Genomic DNA, 23,568 nt, shown 5'->3' on the forward strand with positions numbered 1-23,568 from the left:
CTGCGAAATCTTCCGGTTCGCTAACGGCTCGGCGAGCCCGTTGTTGTTCACGCTAAACGAAATCGGAAGCGTGAAGGTCTGGCCGATGACGCTGGCACCCGAACCCGCCGTAGCCGTTACGGCTTGAGTCACGCCAGTATCCGCCACGTAGATGGCGACCGTTGTGTCACTTCGCGAACTCTTGAGTTCGACAAAGAGCGTGTCGCTATAGAAGTTGCGGCCACCCACCTGGTCCGGAATAAACATGATCTGGACCGGTAAGGAACCCTGCCCATGTACTGTGTCGCCAATCGGATTTCCGAGAACAGAGAAGTTCTTCCCGCTCTTGAAACTGATCGCCGCAATTGTATCGGCGACCTCGCCACTGGCATCCTTCGGCTGCAGGTTATAAACTGTAACCGTGCGCGTTGGATTATCACAGGCTGAGAATCCGCTGGCGGCATAACCCTGCCCGGCCGCACCGCCAACCGTAGTGTACGCAGTGATTTCTGCAGTAAGCGGAGTGCAAGAATTCGGACTTGTGAAGGTTACCGCGAGATCTTGCTTCGCGTCGAAGCTCACCGACGGATCAAAGCAAATTGTCACCGTTACAGACTGATGAGGCTGCAGCGTCACAGGCAAGCCCGTGATCTTGAATGAGCTCGCATACGTGACGTTTGTCGCATATCCGGACACATCAAGCGGTTCATCTGTAGTGTCGGTTATTGTCAATGTCTGGCAGACTACCGGACTTTGATACTTGACCGGCGCAAAGTTAACGACACCTCCATTGCTGACCACTCCGGAACGGTAAATAACGTGTACCTTCAGGATCAGCGGCTGACCTCCGATCAACTGAGTGGTGCCATCTCTATCGTCCACGTAATACGCCCAGACGGTATCGATGAACGTGCTGTCTTTGGAGAGCGGCGCATCGAACTGCATGGATACAAAGAGCATGTCTCCCGGATTGAGAGCCTCTTGCATGTTCGAGGGATTCGCAACCAATGTCCCATTATTCCGGGTCACCGTGAAGTTCGTGAAGTATGGCGAACTATGGATAACCTTGGAAATCGTCGTGGCGCTGGTCCCGGAAGCGGCAATGGTGTCGGTCAGTATCAAGACGTCGTTGCCCGCACTGGCGCAAGTGATCGTGGTGTCGATGTTCGAGTAGAACGAACGACCCGGGGTCACTGCAAGGCCAGTCAGATTATTCGACCGGATGCCGGTTTCCGAACCACTGATGAGCTGTTTGCTCAGTGCATGCCACATCGTCCGATACTGTCCCGCTGTGTCGGGAGGATCGGTTGTCGTGAATGTATAGGTCACCACATCGATCCCCTTACCTCCGAGGATAACAGGGTTAGTCGAAGTAGCCCAATGGGAATCCATTGTGGGCTTGAAATGCACTGGATCATCCACCCACATCGAATCAATTTTGATTGGCTGGTTCGGTGAGGTATTTACGATCTCAATGGCTGCCCCCTTCGTTCCATCCCAGACACTGGATGTGCCCAGGAGTTGGGTGCCCCAGTCGTGTCCGGTAATCCGGAAATCCGGTTGCCCACCGGTACCAGTAAGGATCACATCTTTAACGAAGCAGCCATCGTCAACGCGAAGCGTGTCGAAGACGGTAGATCCCTTAATGGACTTGAAGCAGATCTTGACGATGCCGACGCTATCAATGCCAATTGGGGATGCCGGCTTTACGGTATCGGAGGCGAATGAGAATCCTTGGTCACCAAGTACCAGCGAGATGCTCTTGAAATGATATGGCGTCTTTTGTGTATTAACAATCGTATCATACATCATCACGCAATTGCTCGGATTACCGACGCCGAAATCCTGCAATGGGGGTCCGAGCCGTGCATCCTGAGGAACATACGTGCTGGTAATTGTCGTGGAATTGCCAGCTTGATCGAATACTGAAACAATCAGGATCGCCGGCTTGGTGGGGTCCGCGACGGTCATGTCATACAGCGATTTCGGTTTGGCCTTACCTTCGATCCAGGATGAATCGAGTAAATAACCCATGTTGTTGACCGAATCGACTCGGATATAGTAGATACCGGTAACCGAATCGCCACCGCTCAACAAGTCAGAAAGGTTGACATGCGCCTGAAGGCACTGACCCGAAGTGTCGGCCACGGGTGGTATGGTGTCAGGACTATTGAATGAATTCGTGGCAAAGGAACCCGTCCAGGCATACGACTCATCGAATCCATAACCATAAATATATACGCCAACACCCGAATCGGACGTAATGACGTGACCACCTGGCGCAACATTACCCGCGCGATAACCTTCGAAGATTCCGTCAATATAAACTCGCGTCAGATTCTTAACCGATTTGCCATCGAGAATTACGTTGTTATCGCCATAGTGTGCGATGATGCTCACGTAGTTCGTATACGGCGTCTTGTTGCCAATTGAAATTGGCGTTTGGAAGACGACTTGTTTCGTGAACTGATCGGACGAAGGAACAACGACCTCAGCCGGATCGCCCTGGCCATTGACGTTATCCGGATAACTCGAGCTGTTGATATACTGCACGAGCAGAAATGGCTGATCGGAACTCCAACGGCTGCCTTGATCGATATCATTGCGCCAGTAGAAATCATATTTCTTGCTTGCGGTGAAATAGATCTGGTCCTGCTGGCGATCATTGTCATAGCGCTTGATAACCTGCCCGGCTTTGGTCGCAATGACAAGAAATGTCGAAGCATTATGCGCCAACGTCGCTCCCGGCGGTTGGTAAAATGGAATAGAGTAGTAGGTCTTGGCCCACGTTCGAACCGGCGGTATGTAATCGAGAACGTGATCGCAATATGGGAAATCGCAAGGAATATTCGGACATTGTGAGCCTGCCTCCACACCGATCGGATTGTTCGACTTGATGACCGTACCCGTAAGATCGAAATTGTCGCAGTCCGTTGTGCACGTGGTCTTGAATTCGATTGACTGACCACGGTTCAGGACAACCTGAAACGTTTGCCCTTGATGACCCATCACGCAACTGCAGCATGCACCATTCGAACCTTCGACTCGAACGTCTTGGGTCGGGGTGATACTGATTCGGGTGTTGTCCTGATCCGCAACGATTCCGAACTCACTCGGAAGATCGAAGACATAGGAGCCAAAGCCTTCGAAAAGTGCGGCGTAGGCCGCGACTACGTACTCGGTGCCCCAGCCAATCGTCGGGATGATATACATTCCGTCCGATGTATAAGGATTGTGTGACATCACGTAGGCGCAAATGTCGGCATTGGTCGACCAGACATGAACGCCCATGTCCTCAACCTGTCCGCTCGATTCCATCTCCCACTGCAGCGGGATATTGAATGCCGCCGTTTTGTATGGCTGAATATCGATGGAATACGTGCCACCGCTCGTAAGCTGGACGTGAACCGTCGTTACATTCGGGGAGGTTACATAGAGTGCGAAATACTTCCCAGAACCGCCAGGACCGTAATTCGTAATGAGCGTAAACCACAAATCCCGACCCATTTGCGGAGCCTGGAGATGTTTTGATTCGATCTTGTGGTGAATACGCGCATTCTGGGCTTGCGCGCCGGCATGCGGCATCGCGAGCAGAAGCACAAGCCCTAAAAGCGCGTAAGCATAACGCACAGCCGCGCGGAGCACATAACGGTGTTTCATCGTGTCGAAATTAATATGTGACATTTGCATTCGTAAGTCTCACCTAAAAAGAGAATTGAGAAATTTTTAGTGAAATCGGCGACGCCCCCGGCGGGTCTCGAAGAATTCCATTCAACGCGTATGTAGGCTTCGTTTTCATGTGGTTCGCGTGATTTATCGTTGGATCACGAACTGTTTCGAGATCACAGTGCGGCCTTCGCTCAGGCGGTAGGTATACTGACCGCTCGGTAGGTGCGATACATCGCAGACAACCTGCCATGAACCAGCACCCTGTGCGACGCCGTCAAGCGGACGCGCGACCTCGTTGCCCAGGATGTCATAAATCCCCAGCGAAAGGACGCCTTCCAGACGGTTCGCATAGCTGATCGTGATCGCGTTTCCTGTGACCGGATCCGGGGTCGCCGGATGGATGAAGTCGATTTCCGTGGCACCGTTCATCACAGCCCGCATGGTCTTATCGCCGCACAGCAGTTGATCGGCAAAATTACCACTCATCGAACTTGGCGAAACGCAACCTGCGATCGCACCCGTCGATGTCAGCAATTCCGTGTTCACAAGTGTGATCGGCGATTTGTCGGCACTGTCGGTCAACTTCACCTGGAATTTCAGGCTGCCGATCAGAGGAAGAATATTCGACTCGTCGAGATAGCTGCCGCTCGGAGCATTCAGTGTCAGATACAGCGTATCCAGAATCGCCCCATTGTGTACGGGTGGAATTTGTGGAATCTGCGGAGCCAGCGCGAGCCTCGATGACGGATCGACGGTCCATGCTGGTGATGTAGCCGCCACGAATTGACTGGCGATCGTTCCCTGATCGATGCTTAGCAGATTGCTATTGAGCGCGATCGTGAACTTCACCTGCGAAATCTTCCGGTTCGCTAACGGCTCGGCGAGCCCGTTGTTGTTCACGCTAAACGAAATCGGAAGCGTGAAGGTCTGGCCGATGACGCTGGCACCCGAACCCGCCGTAGCCGTTAGAGCTTCGGTCACGCCGGTATCTCGGACGACCACGAAGACGGTCTCATCAATACGCCAGTTGTGCAGCGTAACGTAAATCGTATCCTGGTATGGTTGACGGCCGAAGACAGTTGGGTCCGGCTGGAACGTGATTGGGATGGATAGTGAGTCATAGCCATGGATCACAGCCTGGGCCTGCACCGGATCTCCGACGACGGAGAAATTCTTTCCGATCGGAGAATTCGTAGACGTAAACCACACCTTGACGATTGTGTCCGCGACCTCTTCATCGGCATTCTTCGGCTTGGTATTATAAATCGTGACCGTCCGTGGCGCTAGGTCGCAAGCCGAGAAGCCACTTGGAACGTAGTCTTCGCCAGACGCGCCGCTAACGGTCGTCTGAGCAACCAACTGAAGCGGGAGATCCGGACAGCTGTTGCTATTTACCTGTACCGTCACCTGTTGAGTCTGATCGAAGCTAATGGAAGGATCAAAGCTGACAAGAATCGTAACGCTTCCATTTGGGGCAATCGCCTGGGGAGTCCATTTGGCGCCACCAGTCAACGAAAAGGTAAATGCCTTGCCGTAAGTCTGGTTCTTGAGATCGAGGAGCGGGTTGATGAAGATACTGTCTACCACGAGCGTCTCACTGCTCTGCGTGTTCTTAATTGCAATCGGCAGCGTAACAGGCGGTCCTTGGTATGGGACCGCTGGGAAGGTCAAGAGCGCCGGGGTTACCACACCACTTCGATATATCACATGGATTGTAGCAAGCAGCGGACGACCACCGACCATCTTCGTCAGGCCATCTGTTTGGTCAATGTAGAAGGCGGTGATGGTATCGAAAAACGTGGTGTCTTTCATCAATGGAGCCTGGAACTGCTCCGTTACCACGAGCTTCTGTCCCGAATTCAGCAGTTCATTCATGTGCGATGGATCAGGAATGGCATTCCCATCGCGCATCACCCCGAACATCGAGAATTCCGTAGAACTATGCTGGACCTTAGTAATCGTGCTGGTAGCGCTGCCAGTCGCGGTGATTACAAATTGGAGTGATGCTGGCGGAGAGGTCGCATTCGCACACTCGATATCGAATGTCGTATCGGCCGTAAAGGTCGTACCTGCGGAGACTGTTTGTGCGGTCAGGATATTGGAGCGGACTCCCGTTTCGGTAGAGCTCACAAGCTGATCACTCTTGGCAAACCAATTCAGCGAATATGGACCAATAGGATCCGTCAGGGTCGTGTGGAACGTGAATGTAACTGTGTCATGTCCCTTGGCAGGAATTAAGACTGGTTTCGATGGTGTCGCCCAATGCGAATCCTTCACCGGAAGGAAATTCGCGGAATCCACGGCATCAACCCACATTGAATTGATCGTAATCGGTACGGCAGAAGTATTGACCACCTCGATCGGCAATCCCTTCGTCCCATCCCAGACGCTGTCCGTCCCGAGAAGCTGAGTGCTCCAATCATGGCCCGTGGTGCGGAAATCGGGTTGTCCACCGGTACCGGTCAATAGGACCTTCTTCACGCTGCACCCATCATCAATAAGAAGCGTGTCGAATACAGTTGAACCCCTCAACGATTTGAAACAAATCTTGACCAAATTCACACTTCCGACCGCCAGCGGCGAGGCAGGTAGGGTCGTATCCGTGGGGAAAGAGAAACCTTGATCGCCACGCGCGAGCCTGATGTTATGGAAGTAGTAGGGCAAATTCAGCGTATTAGATATTGTATCGTACATAACGATGCAACTACTTGGATCGCCGACACCGAAATCTTGCAGGGGCGGACCGAGCCGAGCATCCTGTGGCGCGTATGTACTGGTGACTGTCGTGACATTGCCTGCCTGATCGAACGCGGAGAGGATCAGGATCGCCGGCTTGGATAAGTCAGCGACCGTCATATCGTAGAACGTCTTAGTTATCGCGTTCCCTTCAACCCATGCCGGGTCGAGGTTAAAGGTCATGTTATTGCTTGAATCCACCCTAATGTAATACAGACCAAGATTATTGGAATCGCCATCCACATCAGTCAAGTTGACATGCGCCTGGAAACACTGACCGGACGTGTCGGCCTTTGGCGCCGTCGAGTCAGCACTGTTATAGCTGTTGTTGGCGAATGAGCCGGTCCAAGCATAAGACTCGTCGTGGCCGTAGCCGTAGATATATACTCCAACCCCGGAATCGGAAGTCACGATGTGCGTACCAGGAGTGACGGCATCGGCCCGGTATCCCTCAAAAATGCCGTCCATGTAAACTTGGTGAAAGCTCTTCACGGATTTGCCATCGAACTTTACATTGGTATCGCCGTATTTCGCGACAATGTTCACATAGTGCGTGTATGGCCCTTGAGACCCGATCGAAATGGGCGTGCAAAATACCGCCGTCTTGCTGAATTCCTCGGCCGAATTAATCACGACTTCGGCAGGGTCGCCATTGCCGTTGATCCTGTCCGGGTACGACGCGCTATTGATATACTGCACGAGTTCGAATGGATCTTTCGAAGACCAGCGACTGCCCAGATCAATGTCGTTCAGAAAGAAAAAGTCGTACTTTTGGGACGAAGTAAAGACTGGCAACAACCCGCTAACATTATCGAACCGATTGATGACCTGCCCCGGTTTTGACGCGACGACAAGGAAGGTCGAAGCCTGATGGCCGGAGGACGCGCCAGCCGGCTGGTAGAACGGCAACGTGTAGTATGACTTCGCCCAGGTGCGCACGGGCGGAAGCATGTCGACCACGTGATCGCAATAGGGAAAATCGCATGGAATATTCGTGCACTGCGAGCCACCCTCGACGCCAATGGGATTGTTTGATTTGAGCACGGTCCCGGTCAGGTCATAGTTATCACAGTCTTGGGTACACGTGCTCTCGTACTGCACGGACTCGCCCCGGTTCAAGCTGACCAGGAAGGTCTGGCCCTTCAGCGCGAGCACGCAACTGCAGCATGCGCCGCTGCTGGCTTCGACCCGGATGTCCGCGGTCGGCGTAATCGAGACACGCGTATTGTCCTGGTTCGCGACGATCCCGAACTCACTGGGGAGATCGATGGTCGTACTGCCCGAACCCTCGTTAAGCGCGGCGTAGGCGGCCACGACATACTCGGTGCCCCAGCCGATTGTCGGGATGACGTACATGCCATCGGAGGTCGCGGGATTGTGGGACATGACGTACGCGCTGATATCGGCATCGTCCGACCAGACGTGAACTCCGAACGGACCGACAGTGCCGCTCCCATGCATTTCCCATGTGAGCGGCATGTTGAATGTCGTCATCTTGTAAGGCTGGACGACAATAGTATTCCGCGCCCCACCCGTGAGCTGGACGTAGACGTTCGTCGTGTTCGGCGAGGTCACGTAGAGCGCGAAGTACTTGCCGGACAGGTTTTGCAGACCATAGTTCGTGAGCAGGGTAAACCAGAGATCGCGACCCATCTGGGGTGCTTTGTGGTATTCGGAGACAATCTTGTGGTGGATCCTTGCGTCCTGCGCCCGCAGGCCCACGCCGCATAATGCCAGGATTAGAATGGAGAACCAAACCGCGAGCACACATCGAAAAGATGCGCGACGTCGCGTCATTCTGTCGCATTCAAAATGTGACTCTTCCATTGCCATCAGATTTACGAAGCAGTAATACAAGCCCTGCAAAATCACGTTGCAACACCTTTCTGGAGTCGCACGCGATTCCGGTTACCGATCTTAAAACAGCCCCCGCAGCAACGGGAGCGTAGCGAAGAAAGCGATTGCAAAGGCGCCGGAGGATCTCGTCAATAAGCAGCAGAACACGAGTACCGGCAGTGGTGAATCACCAATAGCATCTCAGGAATGGGACACATAGTTCCTCATTCGCAAGACACGCCTTCACCAAAGGCTGCTATATTTAAAACGTTCGAGAATGCAGCGGTTACAAAAAAATATTATGAATAATGATGGGAGGCCGTTTTTGGCGCGATTTCGCCAGATTGGCGGCCATCCCATTCATCGAATATTGATCATCCAAGCCGTTAAGGGGCCGGATTGATTGGAGTCTCTACCAACACCTGGACTGTCCGGTTGTAGTAACGGCCTTCCGGCAATTCGTTCGGATACATCGCCGGACCGTTTGGTCCTGATTTACCAAAACCATGTGCGGTCAACGACTTGACGCGTCCTTTAATGTGTCCGCTGACATCATTCTTTACGGCATTCGCCCGATTGGTCGAAAGCTTGACATTGTAGTCGTCCGTCCCCAGAATATCCGTAAACCCATTGACGGTCACGTCTGAATTCGGCTGGATACGACCATAGACATAGCTATCGAGAATCTTGTGATTCCATTTGCCCATGTCGGACTTGTTATAGGTGAACAGGATCAAATTATAGGTCTCGCGAGTCTTATCGCCTAAGTGCTCGGCTACGACCTGGCTGATCGAGAACTGTTTGACATCGATATTATCCTGATTTGAAAGGACCTCGCGGCCTGTCTTATCGGTAACCTTGAGTTGGACCGACATCTTGTCTTCCCCGTCGGGCAGTTTGTTCCCTTCGGCCGAGCGCCAGTTGAATCCGGAATAGCTCGTGGTCGAAAGTGGACCCAGATCGGAGATGTCCGCCCAGGGCTTACCCTGATAAGAAATCACGAGATCGCGTTTGGCGATGGCATCATCGCGCAATCCGTTCTCCCATTGGAAACCACCTGTCGGTGCGTCAGGACGTTTCACGACCTGATTGAAGAGCACTGGATGAACGATCTCCCATGCATCGCTGCCAAGCTCGACCCGGCGATTTTCGGCAATACCTTCCGGTGTAGTCGGCAGGGTTGGGTTCTCTGGAAGCTTGCGTGCTTCGACCTTGATGCGCTCGGGATCAATCTTCCAAATCTCAACGAGATACTTCTTGACGCCTTCCGCGCGTTGGCGAGAAAGGTCGATCGACATCTCCTGTTCGACATCCTGAGAGTTCGTACCCGTCAGGGTGATGACGGTCTTCGGATTGTTGCGCATCCGTTGCCCGACGATATTTAGGTAGTTGTAATAGGCGTTGAGCGTTGAACTGATCGTGTCCTCCGAGAACCCGTTTGTCTGGTCGGGGTTGGTGTAGAGCGCATAGCGGCTCGGAAGCGTACCGTTGCCCAGATCGAAGAAGAGCATCGGCAGCAATGTAAAGAGCTCGATCGTCTTCTGCTCGCGGATGACGACTCCCTTGAAGTTTGGATACAACGATGGCTTCTCCTTCAGCAATTGCGGGGTTTCCGTCACCCAATGCACGATCGGAGGCTTTTCGTTATTCATTGGAATGTCATGGACCCAGATACGCGAAGTATCATCGCGGAGCGGGATCATATCACGTGTTGCCGGATACGGAAAGTGATTCGACTCCGTGGCACTGATGATGTAAGGGCCTCCAAGCTTTCCATCCTTATCAGCAGTGAGTACTGCGAGGTACTCGCCAGTCGCGCTGTTGGCAGGCTTATTATAAACGGTATCACCCGTGCGTTCGTCAACGATGATCACGTGCGCACCAAGATTGTCTTGTGTGTTCACATCATAGCAACGTCCCTTGAGTACGAGTGTCGGCTTCGGAGCCGGTGGATTGAGTGCGACCCAAATATCGAATTTTCCACTTCCACCATCGCGATCGCTTGTAAAATAGAGCGAGTTCGTTGCAGCCGAGAATGAGATAAAGAAATCGTTCGCCGGTGAATTAATCGGCGCCGGAAGTGCTTCCGGTTCCGTCCAATCGGTGTCCGTCGGGCCTTTCCACTCAGACTTAAAGATGTCGAGCCCACCCAGTCCGCCGTGGCCGTCTGAAGCAAAGAAGAGAGTCGTACCGTCTGCCGCGAGGAAGGGAGATGCATCATACCTGCCGGTGTTGATCTTCGAGCCGAGATTGATCGGATCGCCCCAGCGGCCATCAGGCAACTGATGACTCACGAAGATATCGACGTTCTCCTTGGCCTCAGAGCCAATTTTGCCAGGACGGTTGGAAGCAAAGAATAGCCGCTTGTTATCGGGAGAAATCGAAGGTTGAGACTCCCAAAACACGGTATTGACCGGAGCGCCAACCTCATGGACGTTCTTCCAGTGAATACCATCGAGTGTCGCCACCCAAATATTCACGTCGTTGGCGACTGTGGTATTGCGATTGGTTGCGAAGTAAATTGTCTGTCCGTCGGCCGCGATCGATGCAGCACCATCGGCCTCCGAGGAATTGATTTCCGTCACATCAGAAGGCGCCGACCATGAAGAATCGTTACTGGCGTCCGCCCGAGTGGTCATCCAAAAGTCTTCCTTGCCAACGCCACCGGATCGGTCGGAAACGTAAAACATTGTCAGTCCATCAGCCGTCAATGTCGGCGAAAAATCGTTGACTTTCGAGTTGAGAACCGGGCCGAGATTCTTGACCACCAGCTTGGCGAATGCACTCTTGGTGCTATCGGCGGGCGGCGGCGGGGGAAGCTTTGGATTGGCCGAATGGTGGAGCCGATGATGCGCAAGCCGGTGGGCGCTCGATGCGCCAGAAAGCGCCAGCGCGACCGCTACGAGGGAGATGAAGAGGAGGTTCGGGGTCGTTTTACGAAGTCTCATAAGCAATAGTTGGTCATCAGTCACGGATACGGATCATCACTTCCCGCTTAGGTGCAGGTTAACCGCAACGTGCGCGGACCAAACGGCCCATGCATTTCGACGGTCATGCACATTCAATTTGCCTGTTCAGGCTCACAGATACAGCAGAAAGCAACTCGGAGAACAATTCAAATTCTCTCACTCAGGCGGAAAGCAGCCTTCTCAGAACGTCATCCGAAACAATTGGTTCAAGCACGCACTCCGCGAAACCGCATGGCGGCATCGATTCGGAATGCGGCGAGCGGTTTCCGCATAACATTCACGAGAAGCGACGAAGAACGCGAACATGCTCGCCGAGGCATTCACCCGGTGGCGCCGTTTTGCAACGCTCGCTCCAAGGCTCGCCCTACCGAAAAGTCACTCCGAGTGAATCACTCCATGTAAAAATAACTTGTTTTTTGTCGCGTCCCGCTAAAAACGACATTGATATGGCAATTTGTGTAGAACAATCAACCACTTTCCCCCACAATCCATACTTTCTAAAACAACCTTACCCATAGTGCCGAAAGGCGGAAACCTCAACAGGAACATCACGGGTTCGAGCGTGCCCTGCAACACACATGACGTTGGGTCGGCCCCTACCCCCCGCGTCATGTGCGCCCCAAGCGCAGGGACCGCCAACGCCCCGGCGGGTAAAAGGACATCCGTCCTTTGTTTCCATTGCCAGCTCCACGACATCACGCATGCCCCCGTTGACACTCCGCGGTTTCGGAGTGGGCTTCGGGTACGATCGAGTGGATTACTCCGCCGGGGTGCGTCACTCTAGTCGTTGCTCGAAAATATTGACGAAGATGCAATCACAGTTCTTGCTCGGCTGTTCCACGCTGAGCGTTACCACGATTGGTCACATGGGGCTAGTTCGATTTACTGTTCTTGATGCCGTCCTTGGAAGCTGCGCTCTGATGAGCATGTTGCGGCTTCGTTCGCGCGCGTCATTACGGCTCGTCACCCCACGGCCGCTCACCTCGCGGCGATTTGCAGTGCGTGCCGCGACTGCGACCATATCGTTGCTTGTCGTGCCATTTGCAATCATGCCGGCTGCCTTTGGGCAAACCTGGCACCCATGGCATCGACATACCCCGCGCGATACCGTGTTCGTCCCGGCGAACCAATCCACCGCGACGGTGAGCCATAACAACTTTACGCCTCTATCGGGGATCACGGCCGATCTTTATTGCTGGGGAACGTTCAGTGCGCTTCCGGGCCAAACGCCGGATAGTGGATTCGATGCGGCGTATCTCTATAGGGATACGGCCTGGAATGCCCCATTCCCGCTCAAGAACCCACCTATGTGGCCGTCACCAAAAGGTACGAGCTATAATATTTACTTGAGCTATTGGACTTCTGGCGTTGCCGCGGATGAGCGTCCGGTGAGCTTCATTCAACCGGACTCCGCATACCAACCGTCGCATTATTATACCTCACGGGTTGCCGGCGCGACCTCGAATCTGAGATTCCGTATTTACGATCGAGTAACCGAACGTGGAGATCCTAGATTCTTCTATGGGCAGAACCAGGGTGGGATTACTATCGCCATGGCGCAGCACACTGCGGACATCTCGGTTCAATACACAAGTCATAGTTTTGGAACGGTCGATGTCGGATCTCGCAGTCCCTGGATCGATTCCATTGGCAGTTGCGGCGTCGATCCATTGAAGATCGATAGCATTCGCATTGATGGACCAGATGCTGGTGAGTTCAGCGTCATCTCCGAAGACGGCGACCAATTCGCGCTGCCGAACGAGGGCACCAATGAATTTCGGATTATTTACACGCCGACCAAAGCCAGCCCGGTTCAGGCGGTACTCCATATTTATTCATCGAACGCCTATGCTCCGGATCGCGTACAAGCGATCCAATTGACCGGAGCGGGTGCGGCACCCCAAGCAGAGTTTGGTACAACGGCGATCGACTTCAATCGCGTACGAGTCCATTCGACAAGCAAGCAGAACGTCGTTGTCAACAATTTTGGAAATGGTGACCTTCGCTTCGATTCCATCTGGATTGTACCGGGCTGGATGAAGACAGCGAAAATATTCCTGCCTCCGGATACCTTTGCGATCGCAAAGTCGGGGTCGCTGAAGCCATCGTTGGGACTAATCCCCATCACATTTACTCCGGCCGCAGCGCAGAAGTACAGCGCAACAGCGTTTTTCCGCAATCGGACAACGGGACAAGTGACACAGATTGCATTGTCGGGCGAAGGCGCCATGCCCATCGTCAAGATGGACAACATGACACTTGATTTCGGCACGGTCCGGTCCTATGGCACGGCGACGTTGCCGGATACGCTCCGGAACTCCGGCAATTGGACCGGTCATATTACCTATGTCGGACTTCAGAATGGAGACAAATCTGCCTTTTCCTTCACGCCACCCGATACGGCATTCCTTCTGAATGCTGGCGAAGCCAGGCCGTATCTCATCACGTTTAATCCGGGCACACTGACTCGGACGACGCTGAAGGTTAGTCTGGTATTTTACTTCGACAATGCGGATACTCCGCTAACGGTCACATTGATCGGACGCGAGGAACCACCTCAGATCACATACGACACGTTGCTTGTAAACTTTGGCAATGTTGAGGTCGAGGATATCGGATACCGCAGTGTGGGCCTGAACAATGCAAGCGCCATCGCGACGGGATTCCAGAGCACGATCAGTTCGAACGATCTCTCGACATTCAATCTCGATCAACCGGCACCGCCGGTCTTTAACAAGGGCCGCAATACGATGCAGCTCTCGTTCCATCCGCACCGTCGCGGACCGGCCAGTGGCTGGCTCCACATCAGAGCCGGCGTTCAGACCGATTCCATCTTCATGTATGGATTCGCGACCCAAGCATTTCCGATTTTCGATCCACCTGTGATGGACTACGGCATCGTCCCAAGTGGCGCGAACAATTATCAGTTGACGGAACTGCGTGATACAGGGGACGCTCCGCTTCAAATCTGCTCGGTGGATGTCATTGGAGATGGGTTCACACTCTCGCCACTGAAATTCCCACTCCCCTGCACGATCCCGCCGGACGGCATGACCTCAAAGCTTATTGGCGTCTATTTCACGACCAATGATCGTACGGGACTGCCCCACTATGGCCGGCTCGAAATTCATTACTGCAATGGGCGGATGGACACCGTTCAACTGATCGCAAAAGAACAGGCGCAACACGTTCAGTATACCGAATCGCCCGTGACCGGTCTCGATTTCGGCAAGGTCCACGTTGGTGTGACCGCGCTTGCAAATGCTGGTGTTTGGAACGGCTCGAACGTCAACATTACGATTGACTCGATTTGGATCACTCCGCTCTCCGGGCCATTTGCTACGATTACCAAGACAGCGACGGTTTCGACAAACAGTGCCGACAGCAATATCTCGATTAGCTTCGAGCCACCGGCGCGCGGGCGCTTCTCCGCCATGCTGCATGCGAAGCAGGGCACGATATGGCAAGACTCGATCCCGGTATTCGGAACCGGCGTTGCGGCCATAGAGGTGCTATCGCCGGATACCGTCAACATCGCGAAGACCGACGTCGGCTTAACGAGTGGTGTATCGCAGTTCGCACTTTCCGATACAGGCGATTGGCCGCTTCAGGCAAGCATTGTTAAGATCAACGATCTGTATAATGAGTTTCTTGTGACGACGGCGAAACCGGATACAATAGATGCTACGCCCGTAATGGATTCCATGGATATGCATGAGACGCACCTTTACTCCGTGACGTTCTCGCCAAAGCGTCCCTTATTGCCGGACCACGAAGCACAACTGGTCTTCAGCTTTGACGATGGGACGATGCAGATCGTGACGCTCATCGGTCACGACCGCTCGGGCTTCCTGGCGTTCGACAAAGACACTCTGAACTTTGGCAAGGTCCGCATCGGCGCTGCGCCAGTAACAATGACCGTTGGACTTGCCAACACATCGGATACGACACTGACAGCGACTGCATTGCGCCTACCCAACGTGCCGTTTGCATCCGTCGCGACGGCTCCGATCTCCGTTGATTCTGCGACCACTGCTTCCGTCCCCGTGACATTCACTCCGACGAAGCTCGGACTGGTTCAGGACTCGATCGTTGGATCCGGCAGGCCGTTCGTGGATTCCGTCGGGAAGACTGTCATTCTCACTGGTATCGGCGCAGCACCTGTGCCGCACTTTTCAAGTGATACTGTTGATTTTGGTGTGCTTACCGTCGGAACTCCGGGCTCGGGCAACCTGATGCTGAGCAATGTCGGCAACTGGCCACTTTCAAGCAAGTGGACGATCACAGGACCGAACGCCGCAGATTTCGCTTCGATCTTTGCCGCCGATACCACGATCTCAGAAAATGATAATGCGAACGTTGCGATTCATTTCCTGGCATCGACACCGCTTCAGTACACTCCTCGGACAGCCACGCTGACCTTTACCTTGGACGATGATCCATCGGCGCAATTCTCCGTAGTGTTGATCGCTCGCGATAAGGCGCCTCTGCAAGTGCCTGTCTCCTTCGGCGGTAATTTTGCTGCTCATGCTGGAGATTACATTTTCGCGTATCTTCGTTTGGGATCTTCCGTGCCTGACTCTATCGGCTTGCAGCATATTCATGGGACGATTACGTACGATCCATCCATTATCGAGGAGTTGAAGGACAAGCGGGAACAAGGCAGCCTCGTCCCTTCCCCACTGTGGAAAGTTACGATTACAGATACACTTGGGACACCCGGCAGCACCAAGACCATTGTGTATGACATCCAGTCGAGATCTGACACACTCCGGAATCCGGGTGCGCTTCTGAAGCTCACATTCCGAATCCACGATGGCCTCACGCCGGGTGCCCAGAGTGAACTTGTAACCGACCCGGTTTTTCCCGATACCAAGGAAGCCGTTGCGATCACGACCCCAAGTGTGGTCCAACTGGATTCTTTGTGCGGGCAGGGACACTTTACTGCCGGCGAAGCTGCGGCAACGTTTATCGAGCAGAATACTCCCAATCCGTTCGGCTCGAGTTCTCCGACAACATTCTTACCGTTTGATGTCGGCTCGGACAACACTCAGATCACCATCCGCATCCTGAATGCAAGCGGACGCGAAATATATCGTCCGCTCGACAAAGCGGTCTATGCTCATGGGCATTATTCGGTGCCGCTGAGCGCGAAGGATGTCGGCTCCGGAAGCTTCTTCTATGAGTTTGAAGCCCAGGGCCAGCCGCCGCAAGTCAAAAAGATGAGCGTGCAATAACTCTCAGAACAGATGAGGGATGAAGGCTGAGGAATGAAAGTGATAATCGCATCGCTGGCAGTGTTTGCCCCTGCTGCTTCAGCGATTGCGGATTGAATCTTTCATCAATCATTCTTCATCCTTCATCCTTTACACGCTTTATCCTAATTAAGCAGATGCAACATTCATTCGAGCGAATGACGGCGGCCGGCAATACATTTGTCGTGCTTAATACATGGGAAGACCCGCTCTCGCTCTCACGCGATGAGATGCGGTTACTCGTTCGGAAGGCCTGCGATTACAAGGAAGGGATCGGCTCAGATGGCCTGATCCTGATTAATCAAAGCCGGTCCGCGCCTTTCCGAATGGATTATTACAATCCGGATGGTTCAACCGGGATGCTCTGCGGTAACGGAAGCCGTTGTGCCGTCGATGCGGCCCGCAGCTATGGATTCGTCACCACCGATCGGACGGAATTCGAAGTACTTGGCGCAATTAATCGTGCTGAAATCCTTCCGACAGGTAATGTGCGAGTTTACTTTCAAGATCCCTCGATCGTTCGATTGAACCTGTCTCTGCCGCTGGAGGATAGCATCAGCATATACGCACATTACGTCGATCTTGGGTCGCAGCATATCGTCGTATTCTCCGAAGCGCTTCGACCGTTTGGCAAAGCGGAAATCGAAGCGTTGAATATCGAGCACTTTGGTCCACTGCTTCGGTGGCATCCGGATTTTGCGCCGGTTGGAGCGAACGCAAATTTCATCGATGTCCGCTCCGATGGCGACGAGAAGTATCTGCGCATTCGGACATACGAGCGCGGTGTGGAAGGCGAGACACTCGCCTGTGGCACGGGCTGCATGTCTTCGGCAATCGTGGCCAAATTGACGGGCAGAATTTCGAAACTTCCCGTTCGTCTTCTCACGCAAAGTGGGGAATACGTTTCTGTGAATTTCTCGATCGAGGGCGAGCACATCCGCAATCTTTCGCTCGAAGGAAGTGTCGTCCATGGCGAAACCGGCACATTCGATTTCGACGAAGCCACCGGCGCGTTCGCCATTACCAGAACAGAATAAGTCTGCATGAAACTGCTGCTCAGCATTGTCATTGTCACGACCGCCATCGGCGTCTCGGTGCGTCCGGTCACGGCCCAGCCGAAAGTATACGTTCCGGCGAAGTACGCACGGGATACTTCTACATTCTGGATCTTCAATGACATTACGATGGGGCCCTACTTCACCGCAGGATATGCCCGGCAAAACGAGAAGCTCCCGGATGGCTGGCATTCGATGGCCCAGTTTGCATATACCTTTGGTGGCACGATCGATGGTGCTATCAATTCCTGGCTTGGCCTTAATTTCAGTCTGCTGTATGATTCGCGCGATGTATCCATGGCAACGTCCGGGGATTCGGATAACATCGATTTGAATATCGGCTACATTGCCATCCAACCATCTTTGCGGATCTTCTGGCTGCTCGTCGGACTGGCATTCGATTTACCGATGAGCGGCAGCGCGAATGAAGCGGTCGCCGTGTTTACAAATCCGAGGACGAACACGACCGGAAAGTACGCCGGAAATCTTAATGCGAATACTAGCGATCTTGCGACGCTAACGGAATTACGCGCAACCCTCTCGATCCCGATCTTGCATGCCGAAAGCGGTATGCTTCATCTGATCGTGAGCGGCAATTATCCGCTCGGGCACACTGTCACGGGCACCTCGAGTTTCGACACGACGGGCCATTTTTCGAAGGTTGGGGCGGGGCCATTACCGACTGTCGAAGCAGGCCTTACTTACCAGTTCGATTTGTTGCACTGACGGATGTGGTATATTTGTAGTCGTGCATTCACACCAATCTTTTCTGACATGAAGACTATCTCCGCGTTCATGGCTCTTGCGTTGAGCCTCGTATTCATCATTCCGGCTCAAGCCCAATCGGGCATGTCCATAGAAAACTGGAAGGACATTAAGGTCGGCCCGATGTTCACCGCCGGTGTGGCGACCAATGCCGGTACTACGTCGAGTGGCCTGAAGCCCGGTACGGGCTTCGCATTTTCGGTTGGGGGCCTTGCGATTTTTCCATTCAGCACCAATATTGGGTTCGATCTGGCGCTCTGTTACGATGCACGCACCATCAACTTTCATGACGAGACGAACACGGCGAATGGCACCGACATCACGACCGGCTATCTTGCTATTCGCCCCGGTTTCAATCTTGGGGATTTTACCATTGGGCTGGGCATTGGAGTGCCCATGGCGCTTACCCTCACCTCGAAACCGGACAATACGTCAATTCCCGGCTATAGCACAAGCGATATGAATATGCTGTTTGAAGGTCGCATCGGCGGTTCTATCCCGGTGATGGAGACAGATCGAACCGAGCTACGCTTGCTCATTGAAGGGGCTTATGGATTTACGCAGATCATCAAGACCGCCTCGGCAGGACCTGAGCCCTCGAATGATAATGGACCAGTTGCTTCAGTTGAGTTAGGCCTCGCCTACCTTTTCGATCTCACTCCCCACTAAGGCCATCAGCCCTTACTCCCCAGCTCGCGCGGACTCGACTTCTTCAGTTGCGCCGCGCACCGTGCGGAAAAGCGAAAGGCAGAGGATGATTGCGCCGCCCACGATCGCGTAGTTCGTGGGCCGTTCACCAACGCCAAGATAGACCCAAATCGGATTCAGTACGGGCTCGACCATGGCAATCAGTGTGGCATCGATCGCACGGACACGCGAGATGCCGAATGTGAAGAGTGCGTATGCCAGCCCGATCTGAACGATCCCAAGATATAGCAATCTTATCAGGTCACCGGAAGCCAAAGTTAGACTCATGGGACCAATGAGTCCCATGAGCCCCATCAGTCCCATCGCTGCAGCAATCATCATGTGCCCCAGAATGACAATGTGCCACCGGCTCCCCTGAGTCGCCCGCTCGTGTTTGAGTAGTACGGCGAACGCTGCAAACGCCACCCCACTTGCAAGTGCCGCAATGTTGCCCCAAACACTTCGCGCCTCGAAACGACCAATGAAGAAGAGCGCCATTGCCGCAATCGAGATCAGCACGGTCCAGAGATCACCTCGCCGGCGCGCCGTGCGGGTTACAAGCGGTTCGATAAACAGGACATAGACTGGCGCCGTGTATTGCAGAAAGATAGCATTCGCGCTTGTCGTTAATTTGGTAGCCAACACAAAAAGAACGAGCAGGACGGCATAGCAGACCGCGCTCATAATCGTTAACGGCGTCAGCCAGCGCTCAGCAGAAATATTCTTGCCGCGTTGAATGCGATAGATAGAATAAATTGTCGCAGCGGCAAATCCACTACGCCAGAACGAGATCCCCCAGGCATCGAGCGATATTTCTTTGATGAAGACACCACCAGTGCTCCAGAGAAGAGCCGCGAGGAGGATGAAAAGGCGGGCAAGCTTCTGCTGACCCTCGTCATTTGTCATTTCCTATTTTGCCCAGCCGAGCCGGTCGCCTTCGGCAAGGACCGCATGAAGTTCATCTCGCGTGATCTTCATCACCATAAGAAATGAATCGAGTTGGGTCTGACTCGTATTCGCATTTCGGAGCGGACGGTAGCCGTCATAGACCTGCACGACCTGCATCGGCGTGAGTCGCTCGAGTTTAGCTTTGTCCCGCTCCTCCCGGATTTTCAATGAGTCCATCACTGCCGCATTGGTGACGGGTTGCGGATGGGCGGTATCCGATGGCTCTTTCAAAGTTGTAACAAGCAACGAGTCTTGCTTGCCGAGTCCCGGGTATTCGCTCTTCGAGCAACCGATGGCCATCAGGCAGGCCACAATTGCATAACGCAGATAGATCTTGTCAGTCATAACGGTCCTACAACATCTTTACAACAGTATTCGTCAGCTCTCCGAGTGCCTCTACGGCACACGTAACCGTATCGCCTTCTTTGATCCAAAGATTATCCGTGATCTTCGAGCCATTCAGTTCGAGCAGGCATCCAGTTCCGACAGTGCCAGAGCCGATGACATCACCCGGAAACAGCGTCACTCCGTAGCTCGCACGCTCGATAATCTGGGCGAATGTCCACGTCATATCCTTAAGATTTCCGCGGCTGAGTTCTTTGCCGTTCAGGCTGGCCGTCATCGTTAGATCATATCGTTCGCCACTGGCGCCGGCAATACGATACGGGATCAGCTCATCACGCGTGACGAGATATGGACCGATCGCGGTCGCAAAGTCCTTGCCTTTGGCGGGTCCGAGCGAAAGCTTCATCTCCTCCATCTGGAGCGCGCGCGCGGACCAATCGTTCATGACCATGTAGCCAGCGACATAGTCATCCGCCTCAGAAGCCTTGATATTACGTCCTTCCCTGCCAATGACAATTGCAGCTTCGAGTTCGTAATCCAGGCGATTCAAGTGCTCGGGCATGACTTGCAGAGGTCCCGGACCTATTACGGCCTGATGATTCGTGAAATAAAATACGGGGAAGAGATCGAACTCGGGGATCATTTCAACGCCACGATTGCGCCGGGCGGCTTCAACGTGCTGCCGAAAGGCATATCCATCGCGCATCGAGGTTGGGCGTGGAATGGGAGCCAGAAGCTCGGCGCTTGCTCGTTGCACCCGTGCATTCGGAAATGCCTTCGGGTCATCGAGTGCGACGCTCAAAATCTCTCTGGCGCGCGCCATGGCCGGATCGCCTAGCCGAAGAAAAGCGATAACTTCATTGGGCAAAACATCCGGGCCAGTGCTCACGCGCTCGAGATCGATGATTTCCTGACCTGCAATGATTCCGACACGGGCGGAAGACGAACGGGTTCTATAGGTGACAATCTTCATAGATGCAAATTTACGGCACGCCGGGTGTGAGCCCGGCGTAACCGTTGCATCTCATGCAGGACCGCTCTAGCAAAACTGCTCAGGCAAGATTGCCATTGCAGGCTGCATTTCATGCATGAAGGGGAAAGGAGCTCCGCAGTGTGATATTAGGCAGTTGCATAAAACTCGCGATGGGCAAGCGCCCAGTCACCGGCACGTGCGCGCAACTCCGCCAGCAGATGCGACGTCGAGGTCTCGCTGTCCCGCATAAGGATCTCATCCGGATCGATGATCGTCGGAGCGGCACCGCTCCATAATACTTCCACAAGCTTGCCAGACGCGAGATGCAGTTCCGTTTTTTGTCCAACCGGGACCATGGTCCCACAAATTGTAATGCTTGTGGCAGAATCCGGAATGTCCACGGAGGCTGAACTCGATCCTGCAACTGTCACATAAAAATCTCCATCGACGCAGCTGACCGTCACAGTCCCAAGTGACTCGGTTTGCTGGTTTTGAACGGTAAAAGTAATCATTGCACTCACTGGCGAGGCCAGCACTAAGATACTGGTAAAAAACAGCATCGTAACGAGAATCTTCATAGCTTGCCTTTCTAATCGTTTTCTGGAGGCTACTTCACAACAGTCGATCCGTTGTGAGGAAAACCGTTACGTTGCTCCAATACAAAAGTAGTGCGAATGGATGAGGCGAAGCAAGGCGATTTTCACGAATCTTTTAAAGTCGAATTGAGCTTTTCATAGCTTGAATACACGAGAAACTCTAGGCTGAATTCACTATATATTGCTGTTTATAGTATCACTGAGCTAATTTTATCAATATGCAAGAGCTTTTACATATTGGTGAACTCCTAAGGATAATTAAGAATTACGGGGATAGCACCACACAAAATCTCTTTCGTAAGCGCGGGCTCCAAACTCGTGAACGGCGCTTTGTCCGATCATTTTTGAAACTCGGGGCTGCACACGCAAATGATTCCGAAATTGCACGGGCGGTGTTTGGGGACTCTGTGAACGAGCGGGACACGGATTACGTCGTGCTCCGCTCGCAGATCAAAAAGCGGCTCCTCAGTTCGATGGGCCACTTGCAGCTCCGGCAAGGATCTCCCAGGCGTCAGGCGATCTACCGCACGGTCCGGGCTCTATTCCATGTCCGCGTGCTCCTGTTGCTCGGCGCCCGGAGAACAGCCATGCAAATCTTACCCCGCGTGCTGAAGGAATGCCGGGAGTTCGGTCTTACGCAGCGCGCGATTGAGTGCCTCGAAGCCTTGGCTGAAAATGCATCGCTGACTGGGAATCGGGCCGCCTATCACCGGTATGACCGCGAGCTTGTTGCACTGCGGCAACGTGCAGACGCCGAGTCGGAAGCGGCACGGCTCGTCCAACTCAATACGCTCGAATTTGCCAGGCGGGCGTTCGGTTTTCCTGGTGTCGAGCGGCGCGCCCGCGTATCCGCAAATCGATGCAAAGAAATATTCGAGAAATTCCCATCGTATGATACCGGGCTGGCCTATTATCGCATGGAATCGAGCGCCTTCGAGCTTGAGCGCGATCATGACGCCGCAATTGCCATTACACGTGAAGCCGACGCATTTTTTGCAGCCTACCCACTTCAGAATACCCCGTCGGTGACTGGCGAGTTTTCGTTGACACGACTTATATCATCGTTTCATGCATCCAAACTTGCAGAAGGTCTCGAGGCCGCCGAAACCTGTGAGGCGATCTATCCGCACGGCACGAATAATTGGTTCTATTTCAAATCCTACGAGTTCTTGCTTAGGATGCACTCACTGGAGTTCGACCGGGCGCGAGCCGTGCTGGATACAGTCGCCGCCAATCCGCGCTTTCATGCGCAGCCCGACACGGTCCTTGAACGCTGGTTGCTCTACGAGCGATACCTTCAAGTTGCCGAGGGGGAAGTCCCATGGAATCCGAGACGTCGCGGACGCGACCAAACCGCCTCGGAGCTATTCCGCGACTTTACACGGGACATTCCAATCTACCGGCGTGATAAGGCCGGCTACAATATCGCATTACTGATTCTGCACATTTATGTTTTGCTGGCGACGAATCGGCGGGAAGAAATCACGATGCGCACAGAGGCAATCCCGAGATACCTGCAACGACACTTTCGAGGCCGGCAAACCGGAGCAACCGCCGGATTTCTCAAAAGCCTGATCCTGCTGGATCGATGCTCGTTCGATCTCGAAGCATTTCGGGAGCAAGGACAATCCTATCTCAATCAATTCCTTCAGCCAAGGGCACCATCGGAGATCGAAGATTGTCAGGCCCTTCCCTATCCGTTCCTCTGGAAGCTTTTCGAAGACTTGCTGAGGCAGTAACATTCGAGCGTATTTT

At 53.5% G+C, this 23,568-nt stretch carries 12 protein-coding genes; 5 read left to right on the top strand and 7 right to left on the bottom strand.

The window, feature by feature from the left end:
• The 3 genes from Q8902_12020 to Q8902_12030 form a co-directional block, all read right to left on the bottom strand.
• On the bottom strand, window positions 1-3,639 hold a 3,639-nt coding region (locus tag Q8902_12020; protein MDP4200281.1), incomplete at its 3' end, for a hypothetical protein.
• Between the two features lie 153 nt (window positions 3,640-3,792).
• Window positions 3,793-8,181 (bottom strand): hypothetical protein, encoded by a 4,389-nt coding sequence (locus tag Q8902_12025; GenBank protein ID MDP4200282.1) that lies wholly within the window; start codon window positions 8,179-8,181, stop codon window positions 3,793-3,795.
• Window positions 8,182-8,606: 425 nt separating this feature from the next.
• Window positions 8,607-11,168 carry an OmpA family protein gene (locus Q8902_12030; protein ID MDP4200283.1) on the bottom strand — a complete coding sequence of 854 codons (2,562 nt, stop codon included), beginning with the start codon at window positions 11,166-11,168 and terminating at the stop codon, window positions 8,607-8,609.
• A gap of 830 nt (window positions 11,169-11,998) precedes the next feature.
• On the opposite strand from Q8902_12030, the gene Q8902_12035 reads away from it, so the two are divergent.
• The 4 genes from Q8902_12035 to Q8902_12050 all read left to right on the top strand — a co-directional run bounded on the left by Q8902_12035 (window position 11,999) and on the right by Q8902_12050 (window position 18,933).
• Window positions 11,999-16,426, top strand: coding sequence for a choice-of-anchor D domain-containing protein (locus Q8902_12035; GenBank protein MDP4200284.1), 4,428 nt, complete (start codon window positions 11,999-12,001; stop codon window positions 16,424-16,426).
• 155 nt (window positions 16,427-16,581) lie between these two features.
• Window positions 16,582-17,481, top strand: coding sequence for a diaminopimelate epimerase (gene dapF, locus Q8902_12040; GenBank protein ID MDP4200285.1), 900 nt, complete (start codon window positions 16,582-16,584; stop codon window positions 17,479-17,481).
• A 6-nt stretch (window positions 17,482-17,487) separates the two neighbouring features.
• Entirely contained in the window at window positions 17,488-18,225 is a 738-nt protein-coding gene (locus Q8902_12045) for a hypothetical protein (GenBank protein MDP4200286.1), read from the top strand.
• A gap of 48 nt (window positions 18,226-18,273) precedes the next feature.
• Window positions 18,274-18,933, top strand: coding sequence for a hypothetical protein (locus Q8902_12050; GenBank protein MDP4200287.1), 660 nt, complete (start codon window positions 18,274-18,276; stop codon window positions 18,931-18,933).
• A 12-nt stretch (window positions 18,934-18,945) separates the two neighbouring features.
• Here the strand turns inward: Q8902_12050 and Q8902_12055 are convergent, their stop codons facing one another.
• The 4 genes from Q8902_12055 to Q8902_12070 all read right to left on the bottom strand — a co-directional run bounded on the left by Q8902_12055 (window position 18,946) and on the right by Q8902_12070 (window position 21,795).
• Complete coding sequence (locus tag Q8902_12055) at window positions 18,946-19,857, bottom strand: EamA family transporter (GenBank protein MDP4200288.1); 912 nt, start codon at window positions 19,855-19,857, stop codon at window positions 18,946-18,948.
• Window positions 19,858-19,860: 3 nt separating this feature from the next.
• Window positions 19,861-20,244: a hypothetical protein gene (locus tag Q8902_12060; GenBank protein ID MDP4200289.1), complete on the bottom strand. Its 384-nt coding sequence runs from the start codon at window positions 20,242-20,244 to the stop codon at window positions 19,861-19,863.
• Window positions 20,245-20,251: 7 nt separating this feature from the next.
• Window positions 20,252-21,217, bottom strand: coding sequence for a fumarylacetoacetate hydrolase family protein (locus Q8902_12065; GenBank protein ID MDP4200290.1), 966 nt, complete (start codon window positions 21,215-21,217; stop codon window positions 20,252-20,254).
• A 146-nt stretch (window positions 21,218-21,363) separates the two neighbouring features.
• Complete coding sequence (locus Q8902_12070) at window positions 21,364-21,795, bottom strand: hypothetical protein (GenBank protein MDP4200291.1); 432 nt, start codon at window positions 21,793-21,795, stop codon at window positions 21,364-21,366.
• A gap of 236 nt (window positions 21,796-22,031) precedes the next feature.
• Here Q8902_12070 and Q8902_12075 point away from each other — a divergent pair, with 236 nt between their 5' ends.
• Window positions 22,032-23,552: a hypothetical protein gene (locus Q8902_12075; GenBank protein MDP4200292.1), complete on the top strand. Its 1,521-nt coding sequence runs from the start codon at window positions 22,032-22,034 to the stop codon at window positions 23,550-23,552.
• The last annotated feature ends 16 nt before the right edge of the window (window positions 23,553-23,568 follow it).

The organism is Bacteroidota bacterium, assembly GCA_030706745.1.
Classification (GTDB): domain Bacteria; phylum Bacteroidota; class Ignavibacteria; order Palsa-1295; family Palsa-1295; genus PALSA-1295.

What these genes read in the sequence shown, in the direction of transcription:
- Q8902_12035 (MDP4200284.1), top strand. Translation starts at nt 11,999, where the DNA reads ATGCAATCACAGTTCTTGCTCGGCTGTTCCACGCTGAGCGTTACCACG.
- Q8902_12055 (MDP4200288.1), bottom strand. Translation starts at nt 19,857, where the DNA reads ATGACAAATGACGAGGGTCAGCAGAAGCTTGCCCGCCTTTTCATCCTC.
- Q8902_12070 (MDP4200291.1), bottom strand. Translation starts at nt 21,795, where the DNA reads ATGAAGATTCTCGTTACGATGCTGTTTTTTACCAGTATCTTAGTGCTG.
- Q8902_12050 (MDP4200287.1), top strand. Translation starts at nt 18,274, where the DNA reads ATGAAGACTATCTCCGCGTTCATGGCTCTTGCGTTGAGCCTCGTATTC.
- Q8902_12030 (MDP4200283.1), bottom strand. Translation starts at nt 11,168, where the DNA reads ATGAGACTTCGTAAAACGACCCCGAACCTCCTCTTCATCTCCCTCGTA.
- Q8902_12045 (MDP4200286.1), top strand. Translation starts at nt 17,488, where the DNA reads ATGAAACTGCTGCTCAGCATTGTCATTGTCACGACCGCCATCGGCGTC.
- dapF (MDP4200285.1), top strand. Translation starts at nt 16,582, where the DNA reads ATGCAACATTCATTCGAGCGAATGACGGCGGCCGGCAATACATTTGTC.
- Q8902_12075 (MDP4200292.1), top strand. Translation starts at nt 22,032, where the DNA reads ATGCAAGAGCTTTTACATATTGGTGAACTCCTAAGGATAATTAAGAAT.
- Q8902_12025 (MDP4200282.1), bottom strand. Translation starts at nt 8,181, where the DNA reads ATGACGCGACGTCGCGCATCTTTTCGATGTGTGCTCGCGGTTTGGTTC.
- Q8902_12065 (MDP4200290.1), bottom strand. Translation starts at nt 21,217, where the DNA reads ATGAAGATTGTCACCTATAGAACCCGTTCGTCTTCCGCCCGTGTCGGA.
- Q8902_12060 (MDP4200289.1), bottom strand. Translation starts at nt 20,244, where the DNA reads ATGACTGACAAGATCTATCTGCGTTATGCAATTGTGGCCTGCCTGATG.